Raw genomic sequence first — 24246 nt, forward strand, 5'->3', positions numbered from 1 at the left:
GGGCCAAAAAAAAGGGGGCTTCGCATCTTTTGTTTGTGGCCTAATTTTAAAAAGGCTAAAAAGAACCGCAAATTTATTGCGCCCGGCTCTCGCACAATCCCGCTCAAAAGACTACGGCATAAACACATTGCCTGCGCTCAGAGCCAACTTTTATTCCGTTTCCTTTTGCGCCTGCCCAGGGTGCGCACTACTCTTTAAGCTTTCTTTTTTCCTTTTTCTTTTGGAAATATATCCCTTCTCTTAAACCGTTCTTACCACATTCGGGGATTGCATTTGTGATTTCGCTAAGGCTAGCAAGGCTGGAAGGTGAAAGTCTTTTGCTTCTGGTAACCAAGTCTCGCAACAGAAAAAATGTGCTGCTTTCTTTACTGGCACAACAAATGTTCAAAGGAAAATTCATAGATTTAAAACATGCAATCTTATATGCAGGGCATTAAAAACTATGCACGTGAAAAACTAATTGAACATGCAATCAGCTCGCTTACCAGCCAGCGGCAAGAGAGTTATCTGGTTTCAAAAGACCATTTTACCAAAATAACGGATCGTTTTAATTCCATGCTGTTTCGCTTTGTAGGCGGCAAAAATATTGAGTTCACCAATCAATACAACTGGCAGTTTTTCGGTGGTAAAAACAGTTGGTTTGAATTCTATGAAAGTATTTGCAGGCCCAAAACTGCAAGTGAACTGAAGGTGTTATACCTGTCGGGACCAGAGCCATACAATGATATTGATATACTCTGCAATAAAGGGATCAGGCTTGAAAATATTTGGGCGATTGAATCGGATAAAAAGATTTATGAGCAAGCCGTAAAATCATTGACGGACGCTAAAATTCAAATCAAAATCCATAGGGGTTCACTCACCGAATTCTTTGAGCTGACTAACCACGAATTTGATATTATCTACTTTGACGCATGCTCTCCAATTCTTTCTCCTCAGCAATCGCCTTTGGAAACGCTTAAACAGATATTCTTAAACCGCCGTCTTACCGGGCTATCCGTATTGATCACAAATTTTGCTGAACCTAAAGAAAATTATCATTGGGGTGATATTTTAGCCCCCTGGTTCGCGCCAAAAGAATTTGGCGAGCTTCCCGAAATAGATGATGACTTCGGAAGGTCTGCGCTGGAAAAGTGTGCTTCATTTTCGGCTTATAGCAATTTTATAAACCAGCATCTTGACGACTATTATAGTTCCTTTCTGACGCATTTTATCCCCGCAATGGCCTCTGAAATTATCCCGATGTGGCAATTATCAGCTTTAGGATCAGTCCAAAGCAACCACTTGCTAAATGAACAGGCCCTACAAAAAGAGCTTAAGACAATCAAAAATCAGCAGTTAAAAGCAGATAGTTTTAAGGAGTTATTGAATGAAATTCCACACTATGCCCTCGCAGTTGATATCTATCCGCTTTTAAATTGGGCAAGGCTCATAAGGGAAAATCTATCCGCTGATCATCCGCTGATAAAGTTTATCGAAAGTAACCGAAGAAAGATGACTATAGAAGATTCTTTATACATATGTAGTCTCTTAAAACGTTTCGAGGAAGCGGACACCGGCTTCAAAACATTTATCCATAACATCTGCGGAGAGAAATTAAAAACTACATTAAGTAAGCTGGATTTCTTTGATCGGCACATGCCTCTCACCTGTGATATACCGATGAAAAACCTCCTTGTTGAACTCTTAATCGGGCTCTATGGCCATCCTTATGTAGCACATGCAGGAAAAAATCTTTCATTGAAATATAAAGCTAAAGAAACCTGGATGTATTCAGATGTCTTTGTTTTTGATCAATGCCGATACCTTTATGATTTCTTGCCCACACTGGATCTATGGGAGAGTTTTTTTGAAAATTTTGCCAATCAAACCATCATCAGAGGCTGCATAGATGAGATCAGGCGCAATCATTTATACTTAAACAGTTCGCTTTTCAAGTGGGGCTTTGTAGAGTGCGTGGATGAAGAATTTTCTTGTGCTGATTTGCCTGAGCGCATTAATCTTAATGATTTTGAAAAATAATAAATTTACAAAAGCATAAAAAATAACGATACCTGTAAAAAAAAATGATTAACTGGCACAACATACGTCCAATTCATAGTAGCCTAAATGATGGCTTTGAAGAGTTAGTATGCCAACTGGCATCGAGAGAGGTTATTCCGCATCAGGTAAAATTTCAACGGATAGGTAAGCCCGACGCAGGAAAAGAGTGTTATTGGGAGTTTGCGGACGGAAGTTTATATATGTGGCAGGCGAAATACTTCACCTCCAGCATGAATGCAACGCAATGGACGCAGATAACCAAATCTGTTAAAACTGCTATTGATAACCATACAAAACTTTCTAAGTATTATGTATGTCTCCCTTTAGATATGCCAGATGGAAAAATAGATGATAAGGAGTCTATGTTGGATAAATGGAAACAGAAAGTGACGGAATGGCAAAGCTACGCTTCTTCGAAAAAGCTGTCCGTTGAGTTTGAGTTTTGGGGAAGTACTGAACTCATATCAAGGCTTTCAAAAAAAACAAATGAAGGCCTAACCCATTTTTGGTTTAATAAAGAAGAATTATCGAACGACTGGCTGACCGCAAAAAATACTGAAAGCATAAACGCTTTAGGCGCACGATATACTAAAGAACTGAATTTTGATTTGCCTATTGCTAAAGTTTTTGACGGACTTAGCCGAGACCAACAGTTTGAAGAACAGATACATTCAAAGTATAAAAACTTCCTCGAAAAATATAGGGGCATCCGCATTGACCTGAAAGATGAGACAATTAACAATCGTCTGAATTCCCTTGGGGACAGTATACAAGAAATCCGGGCAATTTATGAACCATTTAATTTTGTGGGTAATGAGCAGCTTCCATTAACTGAACTTAGCGCAAAACTGCTTATTTCTGCGCAAACCGCAGAGGAGATAGAGGATGCTTTATATGAGTTAAGGAATAAAAAAGAAGCTGAAACCGGTATAAAAGATTATTATTCCAGACCTCATTCCAATGATATTGGTGACATTAATTCTTTCAAAGCCAGTCTACGTGAGTTTAATGATTTTTTAGGTAGCGTAACTTGCCTATTAGCTAACAACCCCTATCTACTCATTACCGGGAAAGCCGGAAACGGAAAGTCCCATCTTCTGGCAGATATCGTTGAAAAAAGAAACGAAAAAGGACAGCACAGTTTGCTGTTATTGGGGGAGAATTTCACGAATGCCGATATGCCTTGGACTCAAATTCTCAGCAATCAGCTACGTAAGAACCAGGTTGATGAATTTGTATTTCTTGGAGCTTTAAATGCAAAAGCAGAAAGTGAAAGGGCCCGAATCGTTGTCTTCATAGATGCGATTAATGAAGGGAACGGTCGTAAAGTCTGGCCGAAAAGACTGAAATCTTTCATCCAGTCTTTTCAGAACTATCCATGGTTGGGTCTAGTGTTGAGCATCAGAACATCCTTTGAAAAATTAATTGCCCCGACAGATGATATTGACACTAACCTGATTGTCCGGATAAATCATAATGGATTTTCAGGCGTTGAATATGCAGCAGTAAAACGGTATTTTAATCATTATAAAATTACACAACCAAGTGCACCATTATTAAATCCTGAATTTCAAAACCCATTGTTCCTTAAACTTTTCTGCAAGTCACTTGCAGATCGGAAATTATATGAAATGCCGCCAGGGTATGGCGGTATAACGAGTGTCATCGACTATTTTTTGGATAGCGTAAATCTAAAGTTGGCAAGGCCAGAAGAGTTGGATTATGACGAAAAAAGACCGCTGGTTCGAAGGGCTGTCGAAAAACTTTTATTAGAGATGGTCAATGGAAGCAAAGACCATGTGGAATATTTACAAGCAGATAAGCTTATTAATGAGGTGTTCTATGGTTCCTGCGGAAATATAGAACCGTATTTAAAGAGGTTGGTTTCTGAGGGCGTCTTAAATGAGGATATGCACTGGGACCGGGAGGGCCATCACCAAGATGTAATTTACTTTGCTTATCAACGCTTTCAGGATCATCTGACGGTTTCCTTGTTGCTGGATAAATACTTAGATGTTGAGCACCCCGACACTTCTTTTCAGGAAGGCAAACTTTTTGAACTGGTTAAAGACTCTTCTGCCGCCTATGCCAATCAGAACCTTATCGAAGCGTTGTCCATTCAGCTGCCGGAGAGAATACAGCATGAGTTATTTGAGGTCGCCCCACATGCTAGGTTATTCTGGCCAGTGGCAGAGGGCTTTGTACAATCGCTTATCTGGCGAAAGCATGAGTCATTCGGGCAAAGCGCCAGGGATTACGTCAATGAAGTTATTATTCAAGAAGAGGACTTGTTTGACCAATTTTTGGAAGCATCTATATCAGTTTCCATGCGACCCGGGTTTTACTTTAACGCGGACAGGCTTCATGCGTACTTTACGAAATTTTCTTTAGCTGAACGCGATCAGCTCTGGACAATCTGGTTACAGAACAAATATGATGATGACGAGAATTCTTTCAGTTCAGTAAAAAGATTGATTGATTTTGCATGGAATGTTGAAGATGATCAGCATCAGATCGATGATGAATCCATTTTATTGGGTGGCATCATGCTCGGTTGGTTCTTCTGCAGTGCGAACCGGTATTTAAGGGATGCCTCGACCAAGGCATTGGTTTGCCTGTTACAGCATCGTGTGCATCTGATTCCCGGGTTATTGGAAAAATTTAGGAGCGTTAATGATCCTTATGTACTGGAACGCCTGTATGCTGCGGCTTACGGGGCGGTCATGCGGACATGCCAGCGGGAAAAATTACCAGCGGTCAGTGAATACATTTATGAAACAATATTTAATCAAAAGGAAGTCTATCCGCATATCTTGCTCAGGGACTACGCCAGGGGGATCATTGAATTTACCCTTTACTTAAAGTATAGCCCCAATGTTGATATCGAGCAGCTACGTCCTCCATATAGAAGTAAGCAATTACCTAAGCGTTTTCCTTCGGTCAAGACAATTGATAAAAAATACAGGCCCAAGGGAGAAACGGGCAATTATGGCGGGGAATCGTGGGGTGCTACCGCAATCTTGAGCTCCATGACCACAGAATATGGAAGAGGAACCGCCAGGTATGGGGATTTTGGCAGGTATACCTTTCAAAGGGCTTTTAATGATTGGAACATAGACCATAATGGCTTAAGCAATTATGCCATCCAGCGGATTTTCGAACTCGGATATGATCCAAAAGTTTTTAGTGAATTCGATTCAAGGCAGGGTTCTGGAAGAGGATCCGGGCACCGTGAACGCATTGGGAAAAAGTACCAGTGGATTGTATTTTATGAGCTGTTGGCCCGGGTGTCGGATCAATGCGAGCTTTATGACGAGTCTAATTGGGACAAACCAAAGAAAACTTTATCTTATAATGGACCTTGGTATCCCTATATCCGGGATCTGGATCCCACTATTCTTATTAAAGAAACTAAGGCAGAAAGATATGCCGATCAGCATAGCTCACACTGGTGGTTCAACCAACCTTATGCGCCATGGGACAAGCCAGATAGGGAGTGGATTGTTGACAGGAAGGATGTGCCCGCTCCGCAGGATATCGTAGCGGTGCAGGACAACCACGGCGATTCATGGTTATGGCTGGAAGTCCATCCAGAGTGGGGCGAAGAAGAACGACTGGGAGAGGATAGGTGGAACAGTAAACGAAAGCGGCTTTGGTACCAGATCCGGAGTTATTTTATTAGAAGGAAAGACTTTTCTAGATTCTCTAAGGATTTTGACCGCAACTTCCACAGAGGGGAATTGCCTGAAGCGAGGAGTATGTACAACATATTTGACAGGGAATACTATTGGTCGCCTGCATTCAAGTTCTTCAATAAGCCCTATTATAGCGGAAAAGATTGGGTCAATGTTTCTGACCGGAAAACCGATAGATTGATTGCCGAAGTATATAGAACAGTAGAATGGTACAACTGGGAAGAAGAATTTGATTGCTCTAAACGATCTGCTATTCAATATTTCAAACCAACAGCACTCATTCAAAAGGCACTAAACTTGGAATTTTCACAAAGAGAGGGTGAGTTGATCAACAGTAGTGGTAGAATACTATGTTTTGATCCATCTGTGCATAATAAAAGTATTTCTGGGCTGCTTGTAAGGAAACAGGAACTGATGGATTTTTTAGAAAAAGAGGAATTGGTGCTAGTGTGGAGTGTCGTTGGCGAGAAACAAATTCTTGGAAATTATGATAGTGCTGTCGGCCAGCCCAATCGATTAAATATATCAGGGCTGTATTTTTTAGAAGGTACTGCGGTCAAAGGTAAATTGAGGTTTCAAGAAGAATAGTTCCTTGGGATATCGCTCTGTACCAGTGGCTGCTATTTCTAAATTTTGTTGGCGGATGCTAATTGTCTACCGGTAATCTTGATCGGATTTCCAGAGTGCGCCACTTTTGCCATTAAAGGTTGCAGGCCTTCGGGCAGCATCCGAATTTCTTCTTCGCTTAATATGTGGCTGAGTATTATCCAACCACCCGTATGGTCATCGTCATAGAATCTATATACAATTTCAAAAAGACCGTTACTGTGGTAATGCAAAGAAAATTCTTGATCTGTATTATACTCATCCTTTGTTACTACTGACATCGTATTCTCTCCCTCTTGCGCAAATCCGATCTCAATTTCACCTTCAGCGAGTTTCTTTTGGAGCATCTGTGCTAACGCCTCCGGCGCAATTGTTGAAAAGATTTGTTTGTCCATGTTTGCCAAAATTGAATCTTCAGTTTTCTAATCAAAATACTTAAATCTAATATAGCCTGATAAATAATGATCTGCAACAATAGTTACTGTGTTTCAATATCCTATCAACGACTATATCTCACAGATGACCAGTTGGCTTAAAACGTATTATTTCGTGGTTTTTAACTGATTCAATTTCGTTAATAAATGCCAAAAACTTTATCAAGGGTTCGATTGTGCCCCCGTACAGCCCGCAAGAACACAAAATGCAACCTGCTAAATCATTGATTTTTAGCAGGTTGTTTTGTTTAAAATCTTCTTTTTCCGTCGTTTTCGATTGTTGCTAAGATCGTAAAGCACTGTCCTATTGATGTTTATGGGTTCGAGCCCCGTTTATTTGTCTCCATTCTCAGACTGTCTATTTTGCTCATTTGCCTCTCGTAAAGAAATATCAACTATAATTTTGGCGATTAAATTCAGTAATGCTAATTCTGCGTTGCTAAATTCCTGTTCTTTAGTCTTTTCTGGATTGACTTCATTTACTGTTTTAATTCTCTTTGCTTTTCTTTTTTCATAATTTAATTGATTAGGGTTGTATAAAGAATGGCGAAGCAGAATTCAGTTAATAATTATGTTGACTTTTCAGGCGCCTAGGCTTTTAGCACATCAAGGCAATCCGCGAGCATAAGATGGAATATTGATCAACAATAGGTGTCGGTAATTCCATTTGTGGAAAATTAGTAAAGGAAACTAACATGAAAATCCATCAATTTTTTAATTTTAGTATTTAAAACTATAACCAGATTGGAAGTAAAAGAAACATTTACGAGCGAGCAGCTTAAAGAAAATGATCTGGCTATTGCGGAGTTGATTGATTTTATCAAATCGGGAGACGCTATTTTAATGGCAGGCGCAGGTTGTTCTGGATCACTTTTTCCGGTCTGGGGCGCTTTCGTAGATAAATTGGAACAGGCCGCAGTCCTGGTTGATCCCAGTTTTACATCCGATAAGACTAAGTTTCTTTCATTTGCGGATAAGGCAAAAGAATGCCTTCAGAATGATCGTTATTATAGTTTGATTTTTGACACTTTTCAACCGGGAGAACCTACACATTTACCCTTTCATGAGGCACTTTGTAGATTGCCATTTAAAGCAATTACAACTACAAATTATGATTTGGTCCTAGAACATGCATTCACGGCGGTTAGTAGTACTAGAATAGACTCGCTTCATTTCGAAGGTACAACGAAAACCAAAATCCATCAGTTTTTGCGATCATTGAATTTCAATAAAAACCTAAAAAAAATGGTCGTGCATCTTCACGGCACTTACGACACTGAGGATAGCATCGTTCTTGGAGGAAAGGAATATTCATCAAAATATGGGTTCGAGGTGGATGAAAACGAGGATACACTCTTTGACCAGCTACAGGCCGGAGAAATTTCTGAGGATCGATTGAAAGAATTACTTATCAGATACGGTTATGAATGGCCGATGAGACGTAAGTTGTTATGGTCTCTACTAGCAACAAGGCGAATAGTATTCCTTGGATTTAGTATGTCAGACCCGTATTTTATTAAGATGCTGGATTTTGTGAAGAATGATTTAAGCACATATAATTCGGAAAGTCATTTTCTTATTCTCAGGGTTACACCTTCTCAGATCGCAAGGTCGGTTGAGCAGGCTGCTCGGCTTAGAAGTGAATATGGTATCAGAACTGTATTTTTTGAAGATGAAGAGGGTCAATATCCTGGAATGGGCAAGTTCGTCTCTGAAATTGAGAATGCAATAAATGGCGCACCAAAGCCTATAGCTGCCACAGTTAGAGCCGTTGAAGAAGCGGTTCCGGCAGGTAATAAAGAGTTAACAGATAAACTATTTTCATTAAGTAAAGCACAGTATTCGGATGAAGATTAAGAGAGAGGAGCTACTAAATGAACTTTATCATTTTGCCACTAACGGCCACGGCCTGGTAGTTGGAGTGCCGGGTATTGGTAAAAGCTACCTACTAAGAAGACTTAAAGACCTCTTAGTTAAAAACGACATTCTATGTTTTATAGTCAAGATTGACAATGCATATGATAGCTCTGATGGTGCAATAGCAAATGAGTTGGGGATCGATGGTAATTGGATTGAGGTATTAAATGAGGTCGAACTACGAAATAAATTTAAAGCAGTGCTGATTTTCGATGCCTTTGATGCCGCAAGAGATGAAAGTAAAAGACAGGGATTCCTCTCGCAGATAAAAAAAGCTAAATCGCATTTAAAGGAAAAATGGAATATTATTGTAAGTGCAAGAACATATGACGCTAAAAAATCAACTGATTTAGTGAGGCTATTTAGCCCACATGAAGATGTAGGCGGATATTCCACAGTTAGAAAAATTTCAGTTATTGAGTTGCATGAAAATGAAATACAAGAGGCATCAGCTTCTCCATTGCTATATAGCTTTTATTCTAAAAGTACGCCAGAGCTCAAGGAGATTTTACATATCCCCTTCTTCCTAAAAATTTTAGAGGTCATTCTAATGGAATACTCTGATGAAAGTATCGAAGAGATTAAAAGATACAAATCAGAAACCCAGCTTTTGGATTTTTTCTGGCAAAGAAAAATTGATGAAACGGAATTTGCAATGCAAACTCAGAAGTTTCTATTATGGTTTACTAGAGAACTTGTTAAAGTTAAGACATTATCGATTTCTAAATCTGATTTACTGAAAACTGGGGATAGCGAAATGTTCGGAACGTTCGAACGATTGAGAAGTGAATTGATAATTGATGAGGTCTCATTCAAAAATGCGAGAATTGCCTATGCACACAATATCTTTTTCGACTATGCCGTAAGCAGAATATGTATTGAGCATGACTATAATTCTCTGCTCACATTTATATACGAAGACAATTCCAGGGCATTTTTTCTGAGGCCGAGCTTTGTTTACTTTTTTACATCTGTATGGTATGAGAACAGAGAAGTTTTTTGGGGTCTATTCAAACAGCTTATTGGAAATGACCAGAAGGAGGTACAACTTTTTGTTCGTTTAATAATCAATAGCACGATTGCTTCACAGTTTAGTAGTGTAGAAGACTTGGATTATGTTTTGAAATTAAACGGGACTTCAAGTGGTGATGAAAGCATACGGAATATTTTGCAGTCAATTAGGTTCGTTAGAAAAAGTTCTTTGGAACAGGATGTCGAACTTTTACTCTTTTTATCAAAGAACCTACAGTTTGTTTATTTATTCGAATTTTCATTTTTATTAGACCGAGTTATCAACGACGGTAACAAAGTTTGGTTGGAAGCTGGGGGTGAAGCTTCAAGGAATTTGCTTTCATTCATTTTAATGAAACGAGCAAATGAAAACAAATCATTCTTAGATAGGATTGGATCTTTTCGAGGTGTGGAACTGGTTTCAAAAACATTTGCAACTAATCCGGAGGAATCTAAGCAAATTTTAAGAAGTATTTTTCCTTTAGTTGAGGAGCCGGGGTTTGATATCAATTACTTTACGAACCTTGCGGATGACATAAAATACTTTGTAAATGAAGATCCAGAATTTATTGGCGAAATCTATAAAGTTATATTCTCGCATAAAGAAACTAGTGACGAAAAAACCCAAATGGGTGCCTCGGTCGTTATGAATTTTATAAGCAATCGAAGGCAGGATTTCGATATGTGCTATTTCCGATTGGAACAGTTTTACCCTGAGTTTTTAGCAGCATCTCCGCTTTTGGCCATGATTACAGGAATTGAAATTGTAAATAAGCAAGTATATGAGAGGCGAGCACAACTTTATGCTAAAGGAAGTTTCAATTTCGAGTACGATGGAAAGATATCAACCTTTATACGAGATTTTTCTTCAATGTGGGGTGATCGGAGATTACAGGATAAGCCAGAAGAACTGGTTGAACATATAATCAAATACATTGAAGAACTATATAGTGCGGGCCACTTAGAACAAGCAGAAAATTTAGTAAAAATCTACATTGCTAATGCTCAAGTAGGATTTCTTTGGAAGCAGTTAATGGGCTTAGCAGTTCGTTTGCCATTAATGATGTTCGACATTATTTATCCATTGATAACGGTACCACAATTCCTTTCGTCTTCGGAAGTTTCCTATGAGGTAAGAGCGTTTATCGAAAAGACAAGTTCTAAACTTGACCAGAGTCAAAGGGAAGAGTTAGAAAATGTAATTTTTTCCGCATATTCCGATGATGAGGATTACGGAGTACAGGCAGCTTTATCAGCATTTGCTCCCGAATCCTTGTTGACTGATCGTGCCAAAAAATTTATGGCCGCACGAGAAACAATTGAAAATAGTAAGCCTTTCGAAACTTCTTTTTCTGTTACACCATATTCTACTGAAGAATGGTTGAAAGATAAAGGAGTTAATGTTGACAACCCTGCCGTCATTGAGATGACAAAAACGATCAGTTACCTTGACGGCTTCACGCACCAGTTTCTAAATTCAACACCAAGTTATTCTGAATCCGAAGCCTACCTTAATTCAGCATTAGCGCTATGGTTAGATTTCGAGAAAAGTGAAGGCCTGAATGAAGATCTGAGATATACTCTACTAAACTCAATCACAAAAACGATTGCGATTATTTCAAGAAATCTATCTGAAGTCCAAGTAGCCCATTTAGCGCAGATTAAAAAAATTATAGCTTTCGCATTCGGATTTGTGTCCAAATATGACCAGGATCAAACGGAAAAGTCAGCGGGTCAGGGCTATTCACCTACCCCAAGAATTGAAGCTGCGGAGTCTCTAGTTTATATCTATTTGAATGACGGTACACTTGAATTTTTAGATTTATATAAAAAAGCTATCACCGATGTTAGTTCGGTGGTACGTTATAATACAATAAAAACTCTTCCTCATCTTTTCAACAAATATTTTGAGACTTACAGAGAATTATTATTCGAAAGATTGGAAAATGAAAAGGATTCATTTAACTATGCTGCTTTGCTTGCAGCTCTATATTTTAAAAATGGCAGAATAGCAGAAGACGGCTCTGAGGTGATTAGGTTGGCCAATTCACATAGCGGATTATTTGAACGTAGTGGGCCATTTGTAGATGCATATTCTGAAATACTATTGTGGTTTTTAAACTACCCCGAAGTACCTATTGCATACCAGACTTTGATGGATGGTTATCAGTACAAGGCATTTTGCAATTCAGTTATTTTTCACCTATTCAAGCAAATACATACATACGAACCAGTAGAGGATTTTAAGGAAGATGCTTCGAAAGTTAAATTAAAATTAGGTGTGATTGATCACTACATACAAAAAGCTGGTGAAGATTTGAAAAGCGCAAAGACCTTTACGCCTCTTAGTCCAGAAGTCGAACAGGCTCTTAAAGTATTTGACGAAGTTGTTATGAGAATCTATTTTGCACTTTCTCGAAGCCAAACGACAAGACATAATCAAGATTTGCCAGCTATCGAAGAAAATAGGAAGCACCTTTATTTTCTAACAAAGCCATTGATTGAAAAAATTCTTCATTACTCATCACAAACAACAGAAAATGGGATAATGCTTGCTCACACTGCACACTATTTGATGCAAACATTGAATTCGACCATTTCGTTTGATCCAAAGGCAATCCTTTCAATGGTTGCAGAAGTGACACGTTATTCAATGCAGGTTGGGTATACCTTTGACACCTATGCAATTCGTGAAATCGTATCACTTACAGAGAAGTTACTCGCAGATCATAGAGATATATTAATGCAACAGGATTCCTTTCAGGATCTTGTGTCAATTTTGGAAATTCACGTAAGGTCGGGATGGGTAGATGCTTTGGAATTGCTCTGGAAATTGGATGAAGTATTTAAATAGACGATGCTGGTTAAGAAATACATATTAGATGCTATGGCAAATTGTCGGCTAAAAGAACTTTCAGCATTAAAAGATTGTTAAGTCAAAAATCGGCTTGACTAAGGTTAGTAAAGCTGGCATGACCATCACAAATATATTATGAGATAATATCACCTGCTATTCAGTTAGACGACATTAGCCGCCAGACAGAATTTAACCAGTTTTGGTTAGAGTTTTAAGCCATCAAGAAATGTTAAAAGTGGTATCAAGGGTTTGATTGTACTCCCGTCCATTCCGCAAGAACACAAAATGCAACCTGCTAAATCATTGATTTTTAGCAGGTTGTTTTGTTTGAAGCTTGCTTTTTTGTTGTTTTTGACTCCCGTGAAATCTGTAAAATATTGTTTTATAGTCTGTTACGAGTTTGAGTCCCGTTTATTAGGCTTCATCTTTATACTCCTTATCTTGCTCATTAGCCTCTCGAATAGAAATATCGACTATAATTTCGGCGATTAAATTCAGTAAAGCCAATTCTGTATCGCTAAATTCCTTCTCGTTGGCGGTTTCCGGATTTACTTCAATTGATCCCAACAATAGTGAAATAGGCATCACCTTCTTTTTTTAATCATCAGATCGAGGTGTGTAAATGTGTATGCCCGTAGAACCAGAGGTTTTTGTAAAGCTCGGAACGCCAATATTGTTAAGAATGGCTGTGGTTACTTGGGCGGCCTTAAATACCTGCTCCGAAAATTGGCCACGCTAAACTCGTAATTTTAGGAATTGGATCAGCAAAATTAAGCGCTATTCTTTCCGCTTTGGAACTTGGAGAAGGGTGTTTAATGCTAAAGGGTTCTGCTGACTTCTTTTTTATCGTAGATAAATAATTTTTCTTTAACTTTAATGAAACCGAAGTTAGCGTACAATTAATATTTACTTCCGCTTTTGATATCCAAACAACAATTCAAATGAAAAGCACGCAAAAGATAATACCCCTACTAATTCCCTTTATTTTCTCTTTTTTATATTCAAAAGCGCAGCAGCAAAAAATAATTGATGTACATATCCATTGCTATGATAGTAAACATTTTAGTTATCCTGCACCAGACATTGCCGGAGTTAAAAGTTCAAAACAAACAACTGAACATTTTAACGACACCTATGCAACTTTGCGCAGGGCAGGGGTCGTAAAAGCAGTAATCAGCGGGTCTCCTTCGAGCGTAGCGCAATGGGTTAAAAACGATCCGTCTCATATGTTTATCCGCGGACTTGCAATAGACTCTCCTGGCGATTTCGACATTGACACTGTCCGTTTTGAGCAAATGGTAAGAAAAAAAGAAGTAGAAGTGTTTGGCGAACTTGGCACTTATTATTCAGGTACCACTTTGGCTGACAGCGTGTGGCAACCCTACCTGCGCATCTGTGAAAAATATAATGTTCCCGTTGCCGTTCATGAAGGCGGCGGTCCACCAGAAACACCATATCACGGATCCCCTAAAGCTCGGCTCACCTTAGGTGACCCTTTCCTGATAGAAAGTGTGCTAGTAAAGTATCCTAAACTCCGGCTTTATATGATGCACTCTGGCGAGGTGTGGTATGAACATGCTGTGAGATTAATGCAGATGTATCCGAATCTTTACTCTGATTTAGGTGTACTCCTATGGGTTTCACCGCTCACCCAACATTACGCTGTCGAGTTTTTAAAGGTTGCAAAGGCGGACGGCAGCTTAAACAGGGTAATGTTTGGTACCGATCAAATGGTTTGGCCAGGAGCTATTGAAAAATCAATTCAATTTTTAAATAGCCTTGATTTTCTTACTAAAGAGGACAAGCAAAACATATTGTACAATAATGCTGCGAGGTTTTTACAATTAAAAAATTGAAAATCTTTAAGCATGAATTTCTCGCTGCTTAATGTTCAAAGCGTCTTAAATATTATTTTACGATAAATAAATGAGCAGTTAATTATGGGCGACCAAATATAGTTCTGTGTTGGCAAAAATCAGATTTTCAGGTCATTTAAAAATGTCAATAAAGGTATCAAGGGTTCGATTGTACTCCCGCCCAGTCCGCTGAAAGGGGTGATTTTTTAAATCATCCCTTTTTACCTTAATCACCTTAACGGATAAACTTTTCGAAAGTGAAATGGGGCTGATGCATTTCTATTTCGTTCCTTACTGATGCAAGTTGTGCCTCGTTGGCATAAATAAACATTTGTTTTTCATAATCATTAATAGCATCTGCTAAGTTTTCAAATTTTCCTTCAGTTAAGTTATCTGCTAAAATTAATGCATCCATTAGCCCGGTATTTACACCTTCGCCTGCAAAAGGCGGCATTAAATGCGCAGCATCTCCGATAAGCGTAATCGGCAAAGGACGGTCTTTTTTCCAGGGTTTATCCAGTGATAATATTCTTGTCGGCAAGCCCCAGAAAGAAGAGGTTGAACGGAATAATTGTTTGTAATGTTCATTCCAGTCCATAAACCTCTCTAAAAGAAACGTTCGGATACTGTCCTGATCCTGAAAGTTTAAACCATTATAATCATCACCCCAATTTTCAGGCTTTTTAAAAATCACACCATAGGTTAACGCACTCTTATTATCGGGGTTTGTTACCAATAAATTTCCTTTGTAGGCAGCCATTAACCGGTTACCATTACATAGTCGGAAAAATTCAGGACAATTTATTTCAGGCTGAGGTACATCGCCTTGTATGATAAAAGTTCCGGTGTTTTCAGCGACTGTATCCGTAACATATTTCCTTATCTTAGACATTCCGCCATTGGCCACGATAACAAAATCAGCAATTGCTAATGTTTCGTTTTCAAATCGCAAATGCCATTTTTCATCACGAATTTCAAGTTCTTTACATCTGCTGTCCCAGATCACCGTACCCTGTTTCAACGTGTTTAGCAGTACTTTTCTAAGGTCATTTCTGTTTATTTCAGGATTATCGTATTGATTTTCCGGTGTGACTTGTTTGGTCAATAATATTTTTCCTTTTTCATCTGTGATTGTCATCCCCATAGGCTTTGCCATAGCATAATAACTTTCCAGTAAACCAGCTTTTTTCATCACTTTCTGCCCTGAATCTTTGTGTAAATCGAGCGTACCGCCCCAGATTCTGGCTTGTGGATCTTTATCCCTTTCATAAACGCTTACATCTATGCCTTTTTGCTGTAATAATATCGCCATGGTCAGGCCGACCGGCCCTGCACCGATAATAGCCACTTTTTTTTCTTTTAGTATCATTGCCTTTAATTGATACCCAAAATTATTAGTCAATTTAAGTATAAAATAGCTATATTAGACCTAAAAACAGTCGTAAAAGACTTTATGGGAATTGACGATCTAACGGTTCCGCATGTGCTAAAAAGATTAGCCCGTCTATTGGGAACAAAATTAAAAAATACAAGATTAGAGATTCCACCGCAGTTTGGCAGTGGATACTGTATCGGATTTGTTTTTAATGAACACATCCGTATGCTTATTAGTAACTATGAGCTCAATAAAGATGTAATTGTCCAAAATCCTGATATCAATGTTGCTAAAAAAACGATATTTTTCAAGTTTCAAAATATATTTCCCAGAGCAGAAACGTCACCGCCCCTCAGGCATACGATACCTTCGGTATTAATAGGGACCAGTCGGATCAATACAGATGATGTGATTGCGATCCATTCCAATACTGCTACCATTACTATAGAAGTTGATGCAGATTATCTGAACAGTTTGTTTACTGCCTCACAAGAATCATCGGTTTTGAAAGGCCTTTTGCAGAATGAACGTCCTCTTCTTTTTGAACAGATTATGCGGCCGTCTTTACAAAAAAATGTGGATGAAATCTTGTCTGAACCGGCCAATGAAACCTTTAAACCTTTCTTTTTAAGGGTAAAGGCCGAAGAACTGATTTGCAGGTTATTGATGGAACTGGAAAATCGCGGTGAAAAACAATTACTTGCCTTAAACATTCATGATTTACAAGCCATTTACCGCGTAAAACAGCAGATGCTTGAACATTTGGAAACGCCGCCAATAATTAAAGAACTCGCATTTGTTGCTCATATGAGTCCAACTAAACTGAAACGTTTATTCAGGCAAATTTTTGGCGACAGCATTTTCAATTATTATCAGAGATTTAGAATGCAGGAAGCCGCCTTTTTGCTAAGAACGGAGCAGCTATCTGTTTCAGCTGCTGGTTACCGGATGGGTTTCACAAACCTCAGCCATTTTTCAAGAATATTTAAAGCGCATATTGGCGTGAACCCAAAACATTATGCATTAAAGGGTTCAAACTAAATGCATGCAACATATCATCTTCCGTTATGCTAAAAAATCTAACAGTCAGACAGGATAAAATTCTGTTTTTCGCCTCTGGTTAGTTAAAAGCCTGACGAAATTCCAGCGGAGACAGATTTGTCTTTCTTTTGAAAAGTGTGCTGAAGGATTGTGCATGCTCAAAGCCGAGGGCGTAAGCGATTTCGCTGACTGAAAGATTAGTGGTAGAAAGTTGTTCTTTCGCTTTCGCAATCAGTTTTTCGTGAATGTGCTGCTGTGTGTTCTGTCCGGTATGAATCCGAAGCAGATCGCTCAGGTAGTTCGGCGACAGGTTCATCTGTGTTGCAATATATTGTACCGTGAGTAAAGTGTTTATATCGCTGTTAAAATAGTCGTCTATCAACTGCTCAAACCTGGTTAGAAGTGCAAAGTTATTGTTTTTGCGGGTCAAAAACTGCCGCTCATAAAAACGGTTGGAATATTTTAAGAGGCTTTCAATCTGTGTCAGGATGATCTCCTGGGTATGTTTATCGATATGCAGGCACTCCTTATCAATTTTATGGAGAATTGTGATCAGGTCATCTTCTTCCTCTGCCGATAAATGTAATGCCTCGTTAACCGCGTAATCGAAAAAACCATATTGATGAATGCTGTTCGCCAGAGGATGCTGTAACAGAAAGTCCGGATGGAAGATCAGGAGGTAACCAGACCCACATTCCATACTTTGCAGGTCTAATTGTTGCACCTGGTTGGGCGCGGTAAAACTCAATACGCCTTTATCATAATCATAATGCTGTTGCCCGTACCTGATTTTACCCTTAGCTTCGCGTTTAAGCGCTATGCAATAAAAGCGGTTAACGAAACCTTTCCAGATTTCATTTTCCAAAAAAACGCTATGTGCCAGGTTAATTACGCTCACCAGCGGATGGTGGGGTTCTGGCAGCGAGAGTAAGCGGTGAAATTCTGATAAGGAGTTAATGGCGTTCATAAACAAATTTAATCAATTAAACCCATACTAAACTCATCATAAGGCGCACCGGTATCTGTACCCAATGGTACGATGCTTTCCAGTTGTGAAAGATCCGATTCGGTCAACTCAATGTTGGTTGCTGCTAGGTTTTGTTCCAAATACTTTGTGCGTTTCGTTCCAGGAATAGGTAAAATTCCTTTGCTCATAATCCAGGCTAAAGCCAGCTGCGAAGATGTGACGTTTTTTGTTTCAGCCATAGCTTCGATTGCTTCAACCAATTCGATATTCTTGTTGAACATTTCGCCCTGGAAACGTGGAATCGCTCTTCTAAAATCGTTTTCCGGCAGGTCGCTGATGCTTTTGATCTGGCCGGATAGAAAACCACGGCCCAGTGGTGAGTAAGCGACGAAGCCGATACCCAGTTCATTTAACGTGGTTAAAACCCCGCGCTCTTCTACTGTTCGTTCAAATAAAGAATATTCGCTTTGCACGGCGGTAACCGGATGTACGGCATGCGCCCGCTTAACGGTTTCAGACGATACTTCTGACAAGCCGATATAGCCTATCTTACCTTCTTTAACCAGCTCGGCCATGGCTTCAACTGTTTCCTCAATCGGCGTATTTTTATCCAGACGGTGCAGGTAATATAGATCGATGTAATCGGTATTAAGGTTTTTTAACGAACGCTCCAAAGATTTCTTTACATAATCCTTTTTGCCATTAATGGCCCAGGTTACTTTATTGTTATCGTCGATTTCCCAGCCAAACTTGGTGGCCAAAACATATTGATCTCGTTTCCCACTGATGGCCTTTGAGATAAGCTGTTCGTTTTTCAGCGGTCCGTACAGATCGGCAGTGTCCAAAAAATTACCGCCCAATTCGAGTGAACGGTGAATCGTGGCAATGGCTTCATGCTCGTCAGAAGGGCCATATATGTGTCCTGCTTCAAAGCCTGTCATACCCATACAGCCAAGCCCAATCATTGGTACAACCAAACCCTGGTTGCCCAATGCCATTTGTTTTATTTCCATAATCCAAAGATCAGCAAGCCAAACTGAGCTGATGTATGCAAATCCCCGAAGTTTGTAAGCAAATCAAGGAATGTTCTCTTTATCAAATAAAAGCTTGATTGGTTTTTAAGGATGGCGCTTGCCCTTCTTGATACCATGCCGGAAGTAAAGCTTATTTTGTATCATGATTAATACCAATCGTTTGCCAAAACAGTCTTATTTTTATCGCAAGATTAACTAACATGATGAATAAATATTGGTTTACTGTAACAGCTTGTACGCTGGCTTTTACAGCAAATGCCCAACAGAAAGCTTTAACCGTTAAAGACTACGAAAGGGCCGAAAGTTTGATGAGCTACAATACCGTAAAATACATCGATCATGCCACTGTGCAGCCAAACTGGCTTGAGGGAGATAAATTTTGGTACAGCACTAAAGTAAATGGTACTGAACAGGCTTTTTTGGTAGATCCGGTAAAGAAAACAAAAACTTTAACTACCGATTATAAAGGTAGTGCGATGCCATCACGTCGGGGGCTTAGCTGGAGCGAGGTATTATCTCCTGATGGGAAAAAGGCAATATTAATTAAAGATTATAACCTTTTTGTTAAAGATATAGCCACCGGAAAATTAACCCAGTTAACTACTGACGGCATTAAGGATTACGGATATGCTACAGATAATGCAGGTTGGAAGCATAGTGATGCGCCAATTCTGCGCTGGTCACCTGATTCGAAAAAAATTGCCACTTTTCAGCAAGATCAGCGGAATTCGAAAGATATGTACCTGGTAACAACCAATGTTGGAGCACCAACATTAAAAGCCTGGAAATATCCCTTGCCTGGAGATAAACAAATTGCAACAATCAGGAGGGTCATCATTGATGTAGAAAATCCAAAAGTAATTTCACTTAATATTCCTGCAGATCCACATCGGGCCACCTTAAGCGATGATATTTCGAGCAGTGGCACTTTTGATGATATTGATTGGAAAGCGAATGGTACGGAAGTGGCATTTGTATCTACTTCCCGCGATCATAAAAATGAAAAATTCCGCATTGCCAACACCACAACCGGCGCCGTTCGCGAAGTTTTCGAAGAAACTGTTAAAACGCAATACGAATCCGGGCAGGGTGCCATTAACTGGCGTTATCTTCCTGCCTCTAAAGAGATTATCTGGTATTCGGAAAGGGATAACTGGGGACACCTTTATTTATATGATTCTGGCAATGGAAAATTAAAGAATCAGATTACCAAGGGCGATTTCGTGGTTACACGTTTAGTTAAGGTTGATGAAAAGACGCGTACACTTTATTTCTTTGCCAATGGTCGCGAAAAAGGTAATCCTTATTTCAGTTACCTGTATAAAATTGGTTTCGATGGTAAAAATTTGACGCTTTTGACGCCAGAAGTTGGCAATCACCAGGTTGTATTTTCGCCATCTTTCGCATATTTTGTAGATAGCTACTCGCAACCTGATGTTCCTGCAGTTACTGTTTTGAGAAATATCAATGGTAAACTGATCAGTACTTTAGAAAAAACAGATGTTTCCAGGTTAACTGCTACAGGCTGGAAAGCACCAGCTCCGGTTTCGGTGAAAGCCAAAGATGGCAAAACTGATATTTATGGTCTGGTTTTTACGCCAACAAAAATGGATGCCAATCAAAAATACCCGGTTATCGATTATATTTATCCGGGGCCTCAGGGTGGTAGCGTAGGCAGTTGGGCCTTCGTTGCTTCGCGTGGGGATCACCAGGCTTTGGCCGAGCTGGGCTTTATTGTGGTGGTTATGGAAGGAACCAGTAATCCTGGCCGTTCTAAAAGTTTCCATGATATGAGTTACGGCAATATGGCCGAGAATACCTTGCCAGATCAGATTGCAGCCATCAGGCAACTATCTGTAAAATATCCCATCGATACCAACAAGGTAGGCATCTGGGGGCATTCAGGCGGAGGTTTTGCAACCGCTGCTGCGATGTTCCGTTACCCTGATTTTTTCAAGGTAGGCATTTCCGAATCAGGTAATCATGATAATAGAAACTACGAGGACGATTGGGGCGAGCGCTATAATGGTTTGGTAGAAAATTCGGATTATGAAGCACAGGCCAACCAGAATTATGCTAAAAACCTAAAAGGAAAATTAATGTTAGTGCATGGTATGATGGATGATAATGTGCCGCCTTATAATACACTTTTAGTTGTTGAGGCATTGGAAAAGGCCAATAAATCTTTCGATCTGGTTATTTTTCCAAACAGTGCGCATGGTTACGGTGCCTACTCGCCATATATGATGCGCCGCCGCTGGGATTATTTTGTTCAACATCTTTTAGGAGCAGAGCCGCCGAAAGATTACCAAATGAAAGGCCCTTCGGCAAGATAAATTTTTTAGCGGCTGTGTTGTTTTTAGTAAGCAACACAGCCGCTGATTTTATGGGGTTATATAGATCCGCCTTCGATTAATATAGATTCATCAATAATGGTTTGTGCAAAAGAACTTCCGGCAATACATCTCATCATTCTGCCAAAGGCCAGTTTGCCCAGTTTAAACCCGCTGGTTTCGGCATAGGTAATTTCAGGATAAAAAAGTGAGGGGATCATTCCATCACTGATGCTGATTACCCCAAGGTCGGCCGGCACCTTTAAGCCCATCCGCTGGATGGCTTTCATTGCCCCCACCAAAATCTCATCGCTCATACAAAAAACAGCAAAACGTTTTTTTTCAAATCCGGGAATCATTGATAGGGCAATTTGCTCTGCTTCTTCCGAATTGTTGGCGTGTACAGCCTTAAATTCTGCGTAACCTGAAACAATTTCGGTAAATTTTTGCAGCCTTACCTGCGTAATCGACATATTTTCATCACCAAAAATAGCCAGGACATTTGTAATTCCCTTTTTTAAAATTTCATTCGCCGCAATGGTTGCCGCATGTGCATCCCCAACGCAGATTTTGTTACAGGATTCGTATTTTGGTACCTTGTCAAAAAAAACAACCGGAATCCCCTGTAAATCCAATTTAAGGAAAGGTTCTATTTCTTTTGTTCCGGAAGTTATGGCAATAAATATTCCCGAAACCCTTTTGTGTCTGCAGCTTTTTAAGATCTCCTGTTCAATCACGGGATCGTTAGCCGAACGGTAGATAATTACAGTATAACCATCAATGCGTGCATCCTCTTCAATTGCACTGATAAATGAATGGTAAAAGAAGTTTGATAAACTTGGTACAACCACGGCAAACTCCTTGCTGCTATGTGTACGTAGGTTAACCGCATAGGGGTTGGGATCGTACTCCAGCAATGCGGCTAACTCATTTATTTTCTTTTTGGTTTCCTCTGAAATATCTGGATGGTTTTTTAGTGCCCTCGAAACTGTTGATATACTTACGTTTAGCCTTTCTGCAATTTTTTTTAAAGTTGCGTTCTGTTTCATGGTTTAATATTTGGTTACCCAAATATAAGTTTTCCACAACAAACATTTCCGCAAATGTTTCCGCAAACGTTTGCGGCCATAATTTGCTGGTTTGTATGGTTTTAAATATTTTATAAACCTATCTTCATATCATTAAACAGATGAAGCATGTAGGACTAAATGTTCGGCATTGCCAATTCGCAATTACATTAACCAGATACTAAACTAAAGCACAACATATAGTAGCCCGCTCATTTGGGACTGGCATGTTGTTATCAAAAAATATGAGATCCCTGAAACAATTTATCATTTTAAGTCTGCTTTTCTATTTTAGTAATGGCCGCACGCAGCCTGTTTCTAATCATAATGTATACAGCGAAACGAACAAGCCGGCCTGGTGGAAGGAAGCCGTAGTGTATCAGATTTATCCACGTAGTTTTAAAGATAGCGACGGAGATGGTGTGGGCGATTTACGTGGGATCATTTCAAAATTGGATTATTTAAAAAGCCTCGGGATTGATGTGGTATGGCTTAACCCGATATTTGCTTCGCCAAATGATGATAATGGCTATGATATTAGTGATTACCGTAGTATCATGAAAGAATTCGGCACTATGCAGGATTTTGACGAACTGCTTAGTGGCCTTCATAAAAGAAAGATCAGGCTGGTGCTTGATATGGTGTTAAACCATAGTAGTGATGAACATGAATGGTTTAAACAGGCCAGGTCGTCGCGCAATAGTTCTTACCGTAATTATTATCACTGGTGGCCCGCAGAAAAAGGAAAACCCACACCCCGTTACAGCTTTTTTGATGTAAACAATGATGCCTGGAAATACGAGCCTTTAACCAAATCTTATTATCTCCATTATTTTTCGCAAAAACAGCCCGATTTAAATTGGGAAAATGAAAAACTGCGCCACGAAGTATATGGCATAATGAAGTTTTGGCTCGATAAAGGGATTGATGGCTTAAGGATGGATGCTTTCCAATATGTTTCGAAAGATACCACCTGGAAAAAATATCCCGAAGGCTACGAAAGAAACATCATCAAATATTATGGAATGGGTCCACACCTCCATCAGTATTTAAAGGAAATGAACCGCACCGTTTTAAGTAAGTACAACATTATGACGGTTGCAGAAGGTGCAGGGAGTACTTTAGCTGATGCACATTCGCTGGTCGACGCAGACCGGCAGGAGTTAAATATGGCCTACCATTTTGAGATCATGGATATCGGGAACGATCCCAAAGGTTATAAACTGCCGGATCTGAAAAAGGCATTTACCAAATGGGACCATTCGTTTGCGAATAAAGGCTGGCTCGCCGTATTTCTGGGCAACCACGATGTTCCCCGCATGGTGAGCAAATACGGGAATGACAGCAAAGCATTTAAAACGGCATCTTCTAAACTATTAACCACACTGATTATGACCATGCGTGGAACGCCCTATTATTTTAATGGAGATGAATTGGGGATGACCAACATCAGGTTTGACAAGATTGAAGATTACCGCGATATCGCAACCATAAACGCTTACAAAAATGCAAAGGCCAAAAATGAGGATCTGCAGGCTTTTATGGATAAACAGAAATTCATTTCGAGGGATAATACACGCACCCCGTTTCAATGGGATAGAACAATAAATGCAGGTTTTACCACCGGAACACCATGGATTAAAGTAAACCAAAATTATAACGAAGCAAATGTAGCTGATGAGGAAAAAAATCCGGCAAGTGAGCTCGATTATTTTAAAAAGATAGTGGCCTTGCGTAAAACATCCCCGGTATTGGTTTATGGCAGTTATCAGGTTTTCGATATCGAAAATCCATGTATCTACTGTTATACACGCAGCTTGGGTAAGGAAAAAGTTTTGGTTGTGTTAAATTTTTCTAACCACGAAGTTACTTACCAGCTGGATAAAGGTATCAACACGCTTTCTGCAAAACAGCTCATCAACAACTACAGCGGAGCAGTGGGCATTGCAGATAATAAATTAAATCTGAAGCCTTGGCAGGCTATTGTTTATCAACTTAAAAGGGCCTGAT

At 39.5% G+C, this 24246-nt stretch carries 14 protein-coding genes and 1 pseudogene; 8 read left to right on the top strand and 7 right to left on the bottom strand.

Annotated elements, in window-relative coordinates:
- The first annotated feature begins 411 nt into the window (after nucleotides 1-411).
- Entirely contained in the window at nucleotides 412-2022 is a 1611-nt protein-coding gene (locus BM107_RS19115) for a hypothetical protein (RefSeq protein WP_090986289.1), read from the top strand.
- Between the two features lie 44 nt (nucleotides 2023-2066).
- Nucleotides 2067-6326: an NACHT domain-containing protein gene (locus BM107_RS19120; protein WP_090986291.1), complete on the top strand. Its 4260-nt coding sequence runs from the start codon at nucleotides 2067-2069 to the stop codon at nucleotides 6324-6326.
- A 38-nt stretch (nucleotides 6327-6364) separates the two neighbouring features.
- On the opposite strand, the gene BM107_RS19125 is transcribed toward BM107_RS19120, so the two are convergent.
- Entirely contained in the window at nucleotides 6365-6739 is a 375-nt protein-coding gene (locus BM107_RS19125; protein ID WP_090986293.1) for a hypothetical protein, read from the bottom strand.
- 783 nt (nucleotides 6740-7522) lie between these two features.
- Between BM107_RS19125 and BM107_RS19130 the strand changes: the two genes are divergently transcribed.
- Nucleotides 7523-8635, top strand: coding sequence for an SIR2 family NAD-dependent protein deacylase (locus BM107_RS19130; RefSeq protein ID WP_090986295.1), 1113 nt, complete (start codon nucleotides 7523-7525; stop codon nucleotides 8633-8635).
- Complete coding sequence (locus tag BM107_RS19135) at nucleotides 8625-12560, top strand: NACHT domain-containing protein (RefSeq protein ID WP_090986297.1); 3936 nt, start codon at nucleotides 8625-8627, stop codon at nucleotides 12558-12560. The genes BM107_RS19130 and BM107_RS19135 overlap by 11 nt, the downstream gene beginning before the upstream one ends.
- Nucleotides 12561-12977: 417 nt before the next feature.
- On the opposite strand, the gene BM107_RS24765 is transcribed toward BM107_RS19135, so the two are convergent.
- Nucleotides 12978-13148 carry a hypothetical protein gene (locus tag BM107_RS24765; protein ID WP_159435284.1) on the bottom strand — a complete coding sequence of 57 codons (171 nt, stop codon included), beginning with the start codon at nucleotides 13146-13148 and terminating at the stop codon, nucleotides 12978-12980.
- 12 nt (nucleotides 13149-13160) lie between these two features.
- Nucleotides 13161-13271: pseudogene (gene ligD / locus BM107_RS25350) on the bottom strand (non-homologous end-joining DNA ligase LigD); the annotation flags it as partial.
- Between the two features lie 233 nt (nucleotides 13272-13504).
- Between ligD and BM107_RS19140 the strand changes: the two are divergent.
- Complete coding sequence (locus BM107_RS19140; RefSeq protein WP_090986299.1) at nucleotides 13505-14419, top strand: amidohydrolase family protein; 915 nt, start codon at nucleotides 13505-13507, stop codon at nucleotides 14417-14419.
- Between the two features lie 235 nt (nucleotides 14420-14654).
- Here BM107_RS19140 and BM107_RS19145 read toward each other — a convergent pair whose 3' ends face one another.
- A complete protein-coding gene (locus BM107_RS19145; RefSeq protein ID WP_397239980.1) occupies nucleotides 14655-15821 on the bottom strand; it encodes an FAD-dependent oxidoreductase in 1167 nt (388 codons plus the stop codon).
- A 51-nt stretch (nucleotides 15822-15872) separates the two neighbouring features.
- Here BM107_RS19145 and BM107_RS19150 point away from each other — a divergent pair, with 51 nt between their 5' ends.
- A complete protein-coding gene (locus tag BM107_RS19150; protein ID WP_208864420.1) occupies nucleotides 15873-16835 on the top strand; it encodes an AraC family transcriptional regulator in 963 nt (320 codons plus the stop codon).
- A gap of 79 nt (nucleotides 16836-16914) precedes the next feature.
- Here the strand turns inward: BM107_RS19150 and BM107_RS19155 are convergent, their stop codons facing one another.
- Both BM107_RS19155 and BM107_RS19160 read right to left on the bottom strand, forming a co-directional pair.
- Complete coding sequence (locus BM107_RS19155; protein ID WP_090986303.1) at nucleotides 16915-17802, bottom strand: helix-turn-helix domain-containing protein; 888 nt, start codon at nucleotides 17800-17802, stop codon at nucleotides 16915-16917.
- Between the two features lie 8 nt (nucleotides 17803-17810).
- On the bottom strand, nucleotides 17811-18815 hold the full coding sequence (locus BM107_RS19160) for an aldo/keto reductase (protein WP_090986305.1): 1005 nt from the start codon (nucleotides 18813-18815) through the stop codon (nucleotides 17811-17813).
- A gap of 221 nt (nucleotides 18816-19036) precedes the next feature.
- Between BM107_RS19160 and BM107_RS19165 the strand changes: the two genes are divergently transcribed.
- Entirely contained in the window at nucleotides 19037-21172 is a 2136-nt protein-coding gene (locus tag BM107_RS19165) for a S9 family peptidase (protein ID WP_244278863.1), read from the top strand.
- Nucleotides 21173-21228: 56 nt separating this feature from the next.
- On the opposite strand, the gene BM107_RS19170 is transcribed toward BM107_RS19165, so the two are convergent.
- Nucleotides 21229-22218: a LacI family DNA-binding transcriptional regulator gene (locus BM107_RS19170; protein WP_090986310.1), complete on the bottom strand. Its 990-nt coding sequence runs from the start codon at nucleotides 22216-22218 to the stop codon at nucleotides 21229-21231.
- A 263-nt stretch (nucleotides 22219-22481) separates the two neighbouring features.
- On the opposite strand from BM107_RS19170, the gene BM107_RS19175 reads away from it, so the two are divergent.
- Entirely contained in the window at nucleotides 22482-24245 is a 1764-nt protein-coding gene (locus tag BM107_RS19175) for a glycoside hydrolase family 13 protein (protein ID WP_090986313.1), read from the top strand.
- The last annotated feature ends 1 nt before the right edge of the window (nucleotide 24246 follow it).

Origin of the sequence: Pedobacter suwonensis, assembly GCF_900111825.1 — a bacterium.
Lineage (GTDB): Bacteria > Bacteroidota > Bacteroidia > Sphingobacteriales > Sphingobacteriaceae > Pedobacter > Pedobacter suwonensis.

Coding starts and splice junctions, on each gene's coding strand:
- BM107_RS19115 (WP_090986289.1), top strand. CDS start 412: ATGCAATCTTATATGCAGGGCATTAAAAACTATGCACGTGAAAAACTA.
- BM107_RS19120 (WP_090986291.1), top strand. CDS start 2,067: ATGATTAACTGGCACAACATACGTCCAATTCATAGTAGCCTAAATGAT.
- BM107_RS19125 (WP_090986293.1), bottom strand. CDS start 6,739: ATGGACAAACAAATCTTTTCAACAATTGCGCCGGAGGCGTTAGCACAG.
- BM107_RS19135 (WP_090986297.1), top strand. CDS start 8,625: ATGAAGATTAAGAGAGAGGAGCTACTAAATGAACTTTATCATTTTGCC.
- BM107_RS24765 (WP_159435284.1), bottom strand. CDS start 13,148: ATGCCTATTTCACTATTGTTGGGATCAATTGAAGTAAATCCGGAAACC.
- BM107_RS19140 (WP_090986299.1), top strand. CDS start 13,505: ATGAAAAGCACGCAAAAGATAATACCCCTACTAATTCCCTTTATTTTC.
- BM107_RS19150 (WP_208864420.1), top strand. CDS start 15,873: ATGGGAATTGACGATCTAACGGTTCCGCATGTGCTAAAAAGATTAGCC.
- BM107_RS19155 (WP_090986303.1), bottom strand. CDS start 17,802: ATGAACGCCATTAACTCCTTATCAGAATTTCACCGCTTACTCTCGCTG.
- BM107_RS19160 (WP_090986305.1), bottom strand. CDS start 18,815: ATGGAAATAAAACAAATGGCATTGGGCAACCAGGGTTTGGTTGTACCA.
- BM107_RS19165 (WP_244278863.1), top strand. CDS start 19,037: ATGATGAATAAATATTGGTTTACTGTAACAGCTTGTACGCTGGCTTTT.
- BM107_RS19170 (WP_090986310.1), bottom strand. CDS start 22,218: ATGAAACAGAACGCAACTTTAAAAAAAATTGCAGAAAGGCTAAACGTA.
- BM107_RS19175 (WP_090986313.1), top strand. CDS start 22,482: ATGAGATCCCTGAAACAATTTATCATTTTAAGTCTGCTTTTCTATTTT.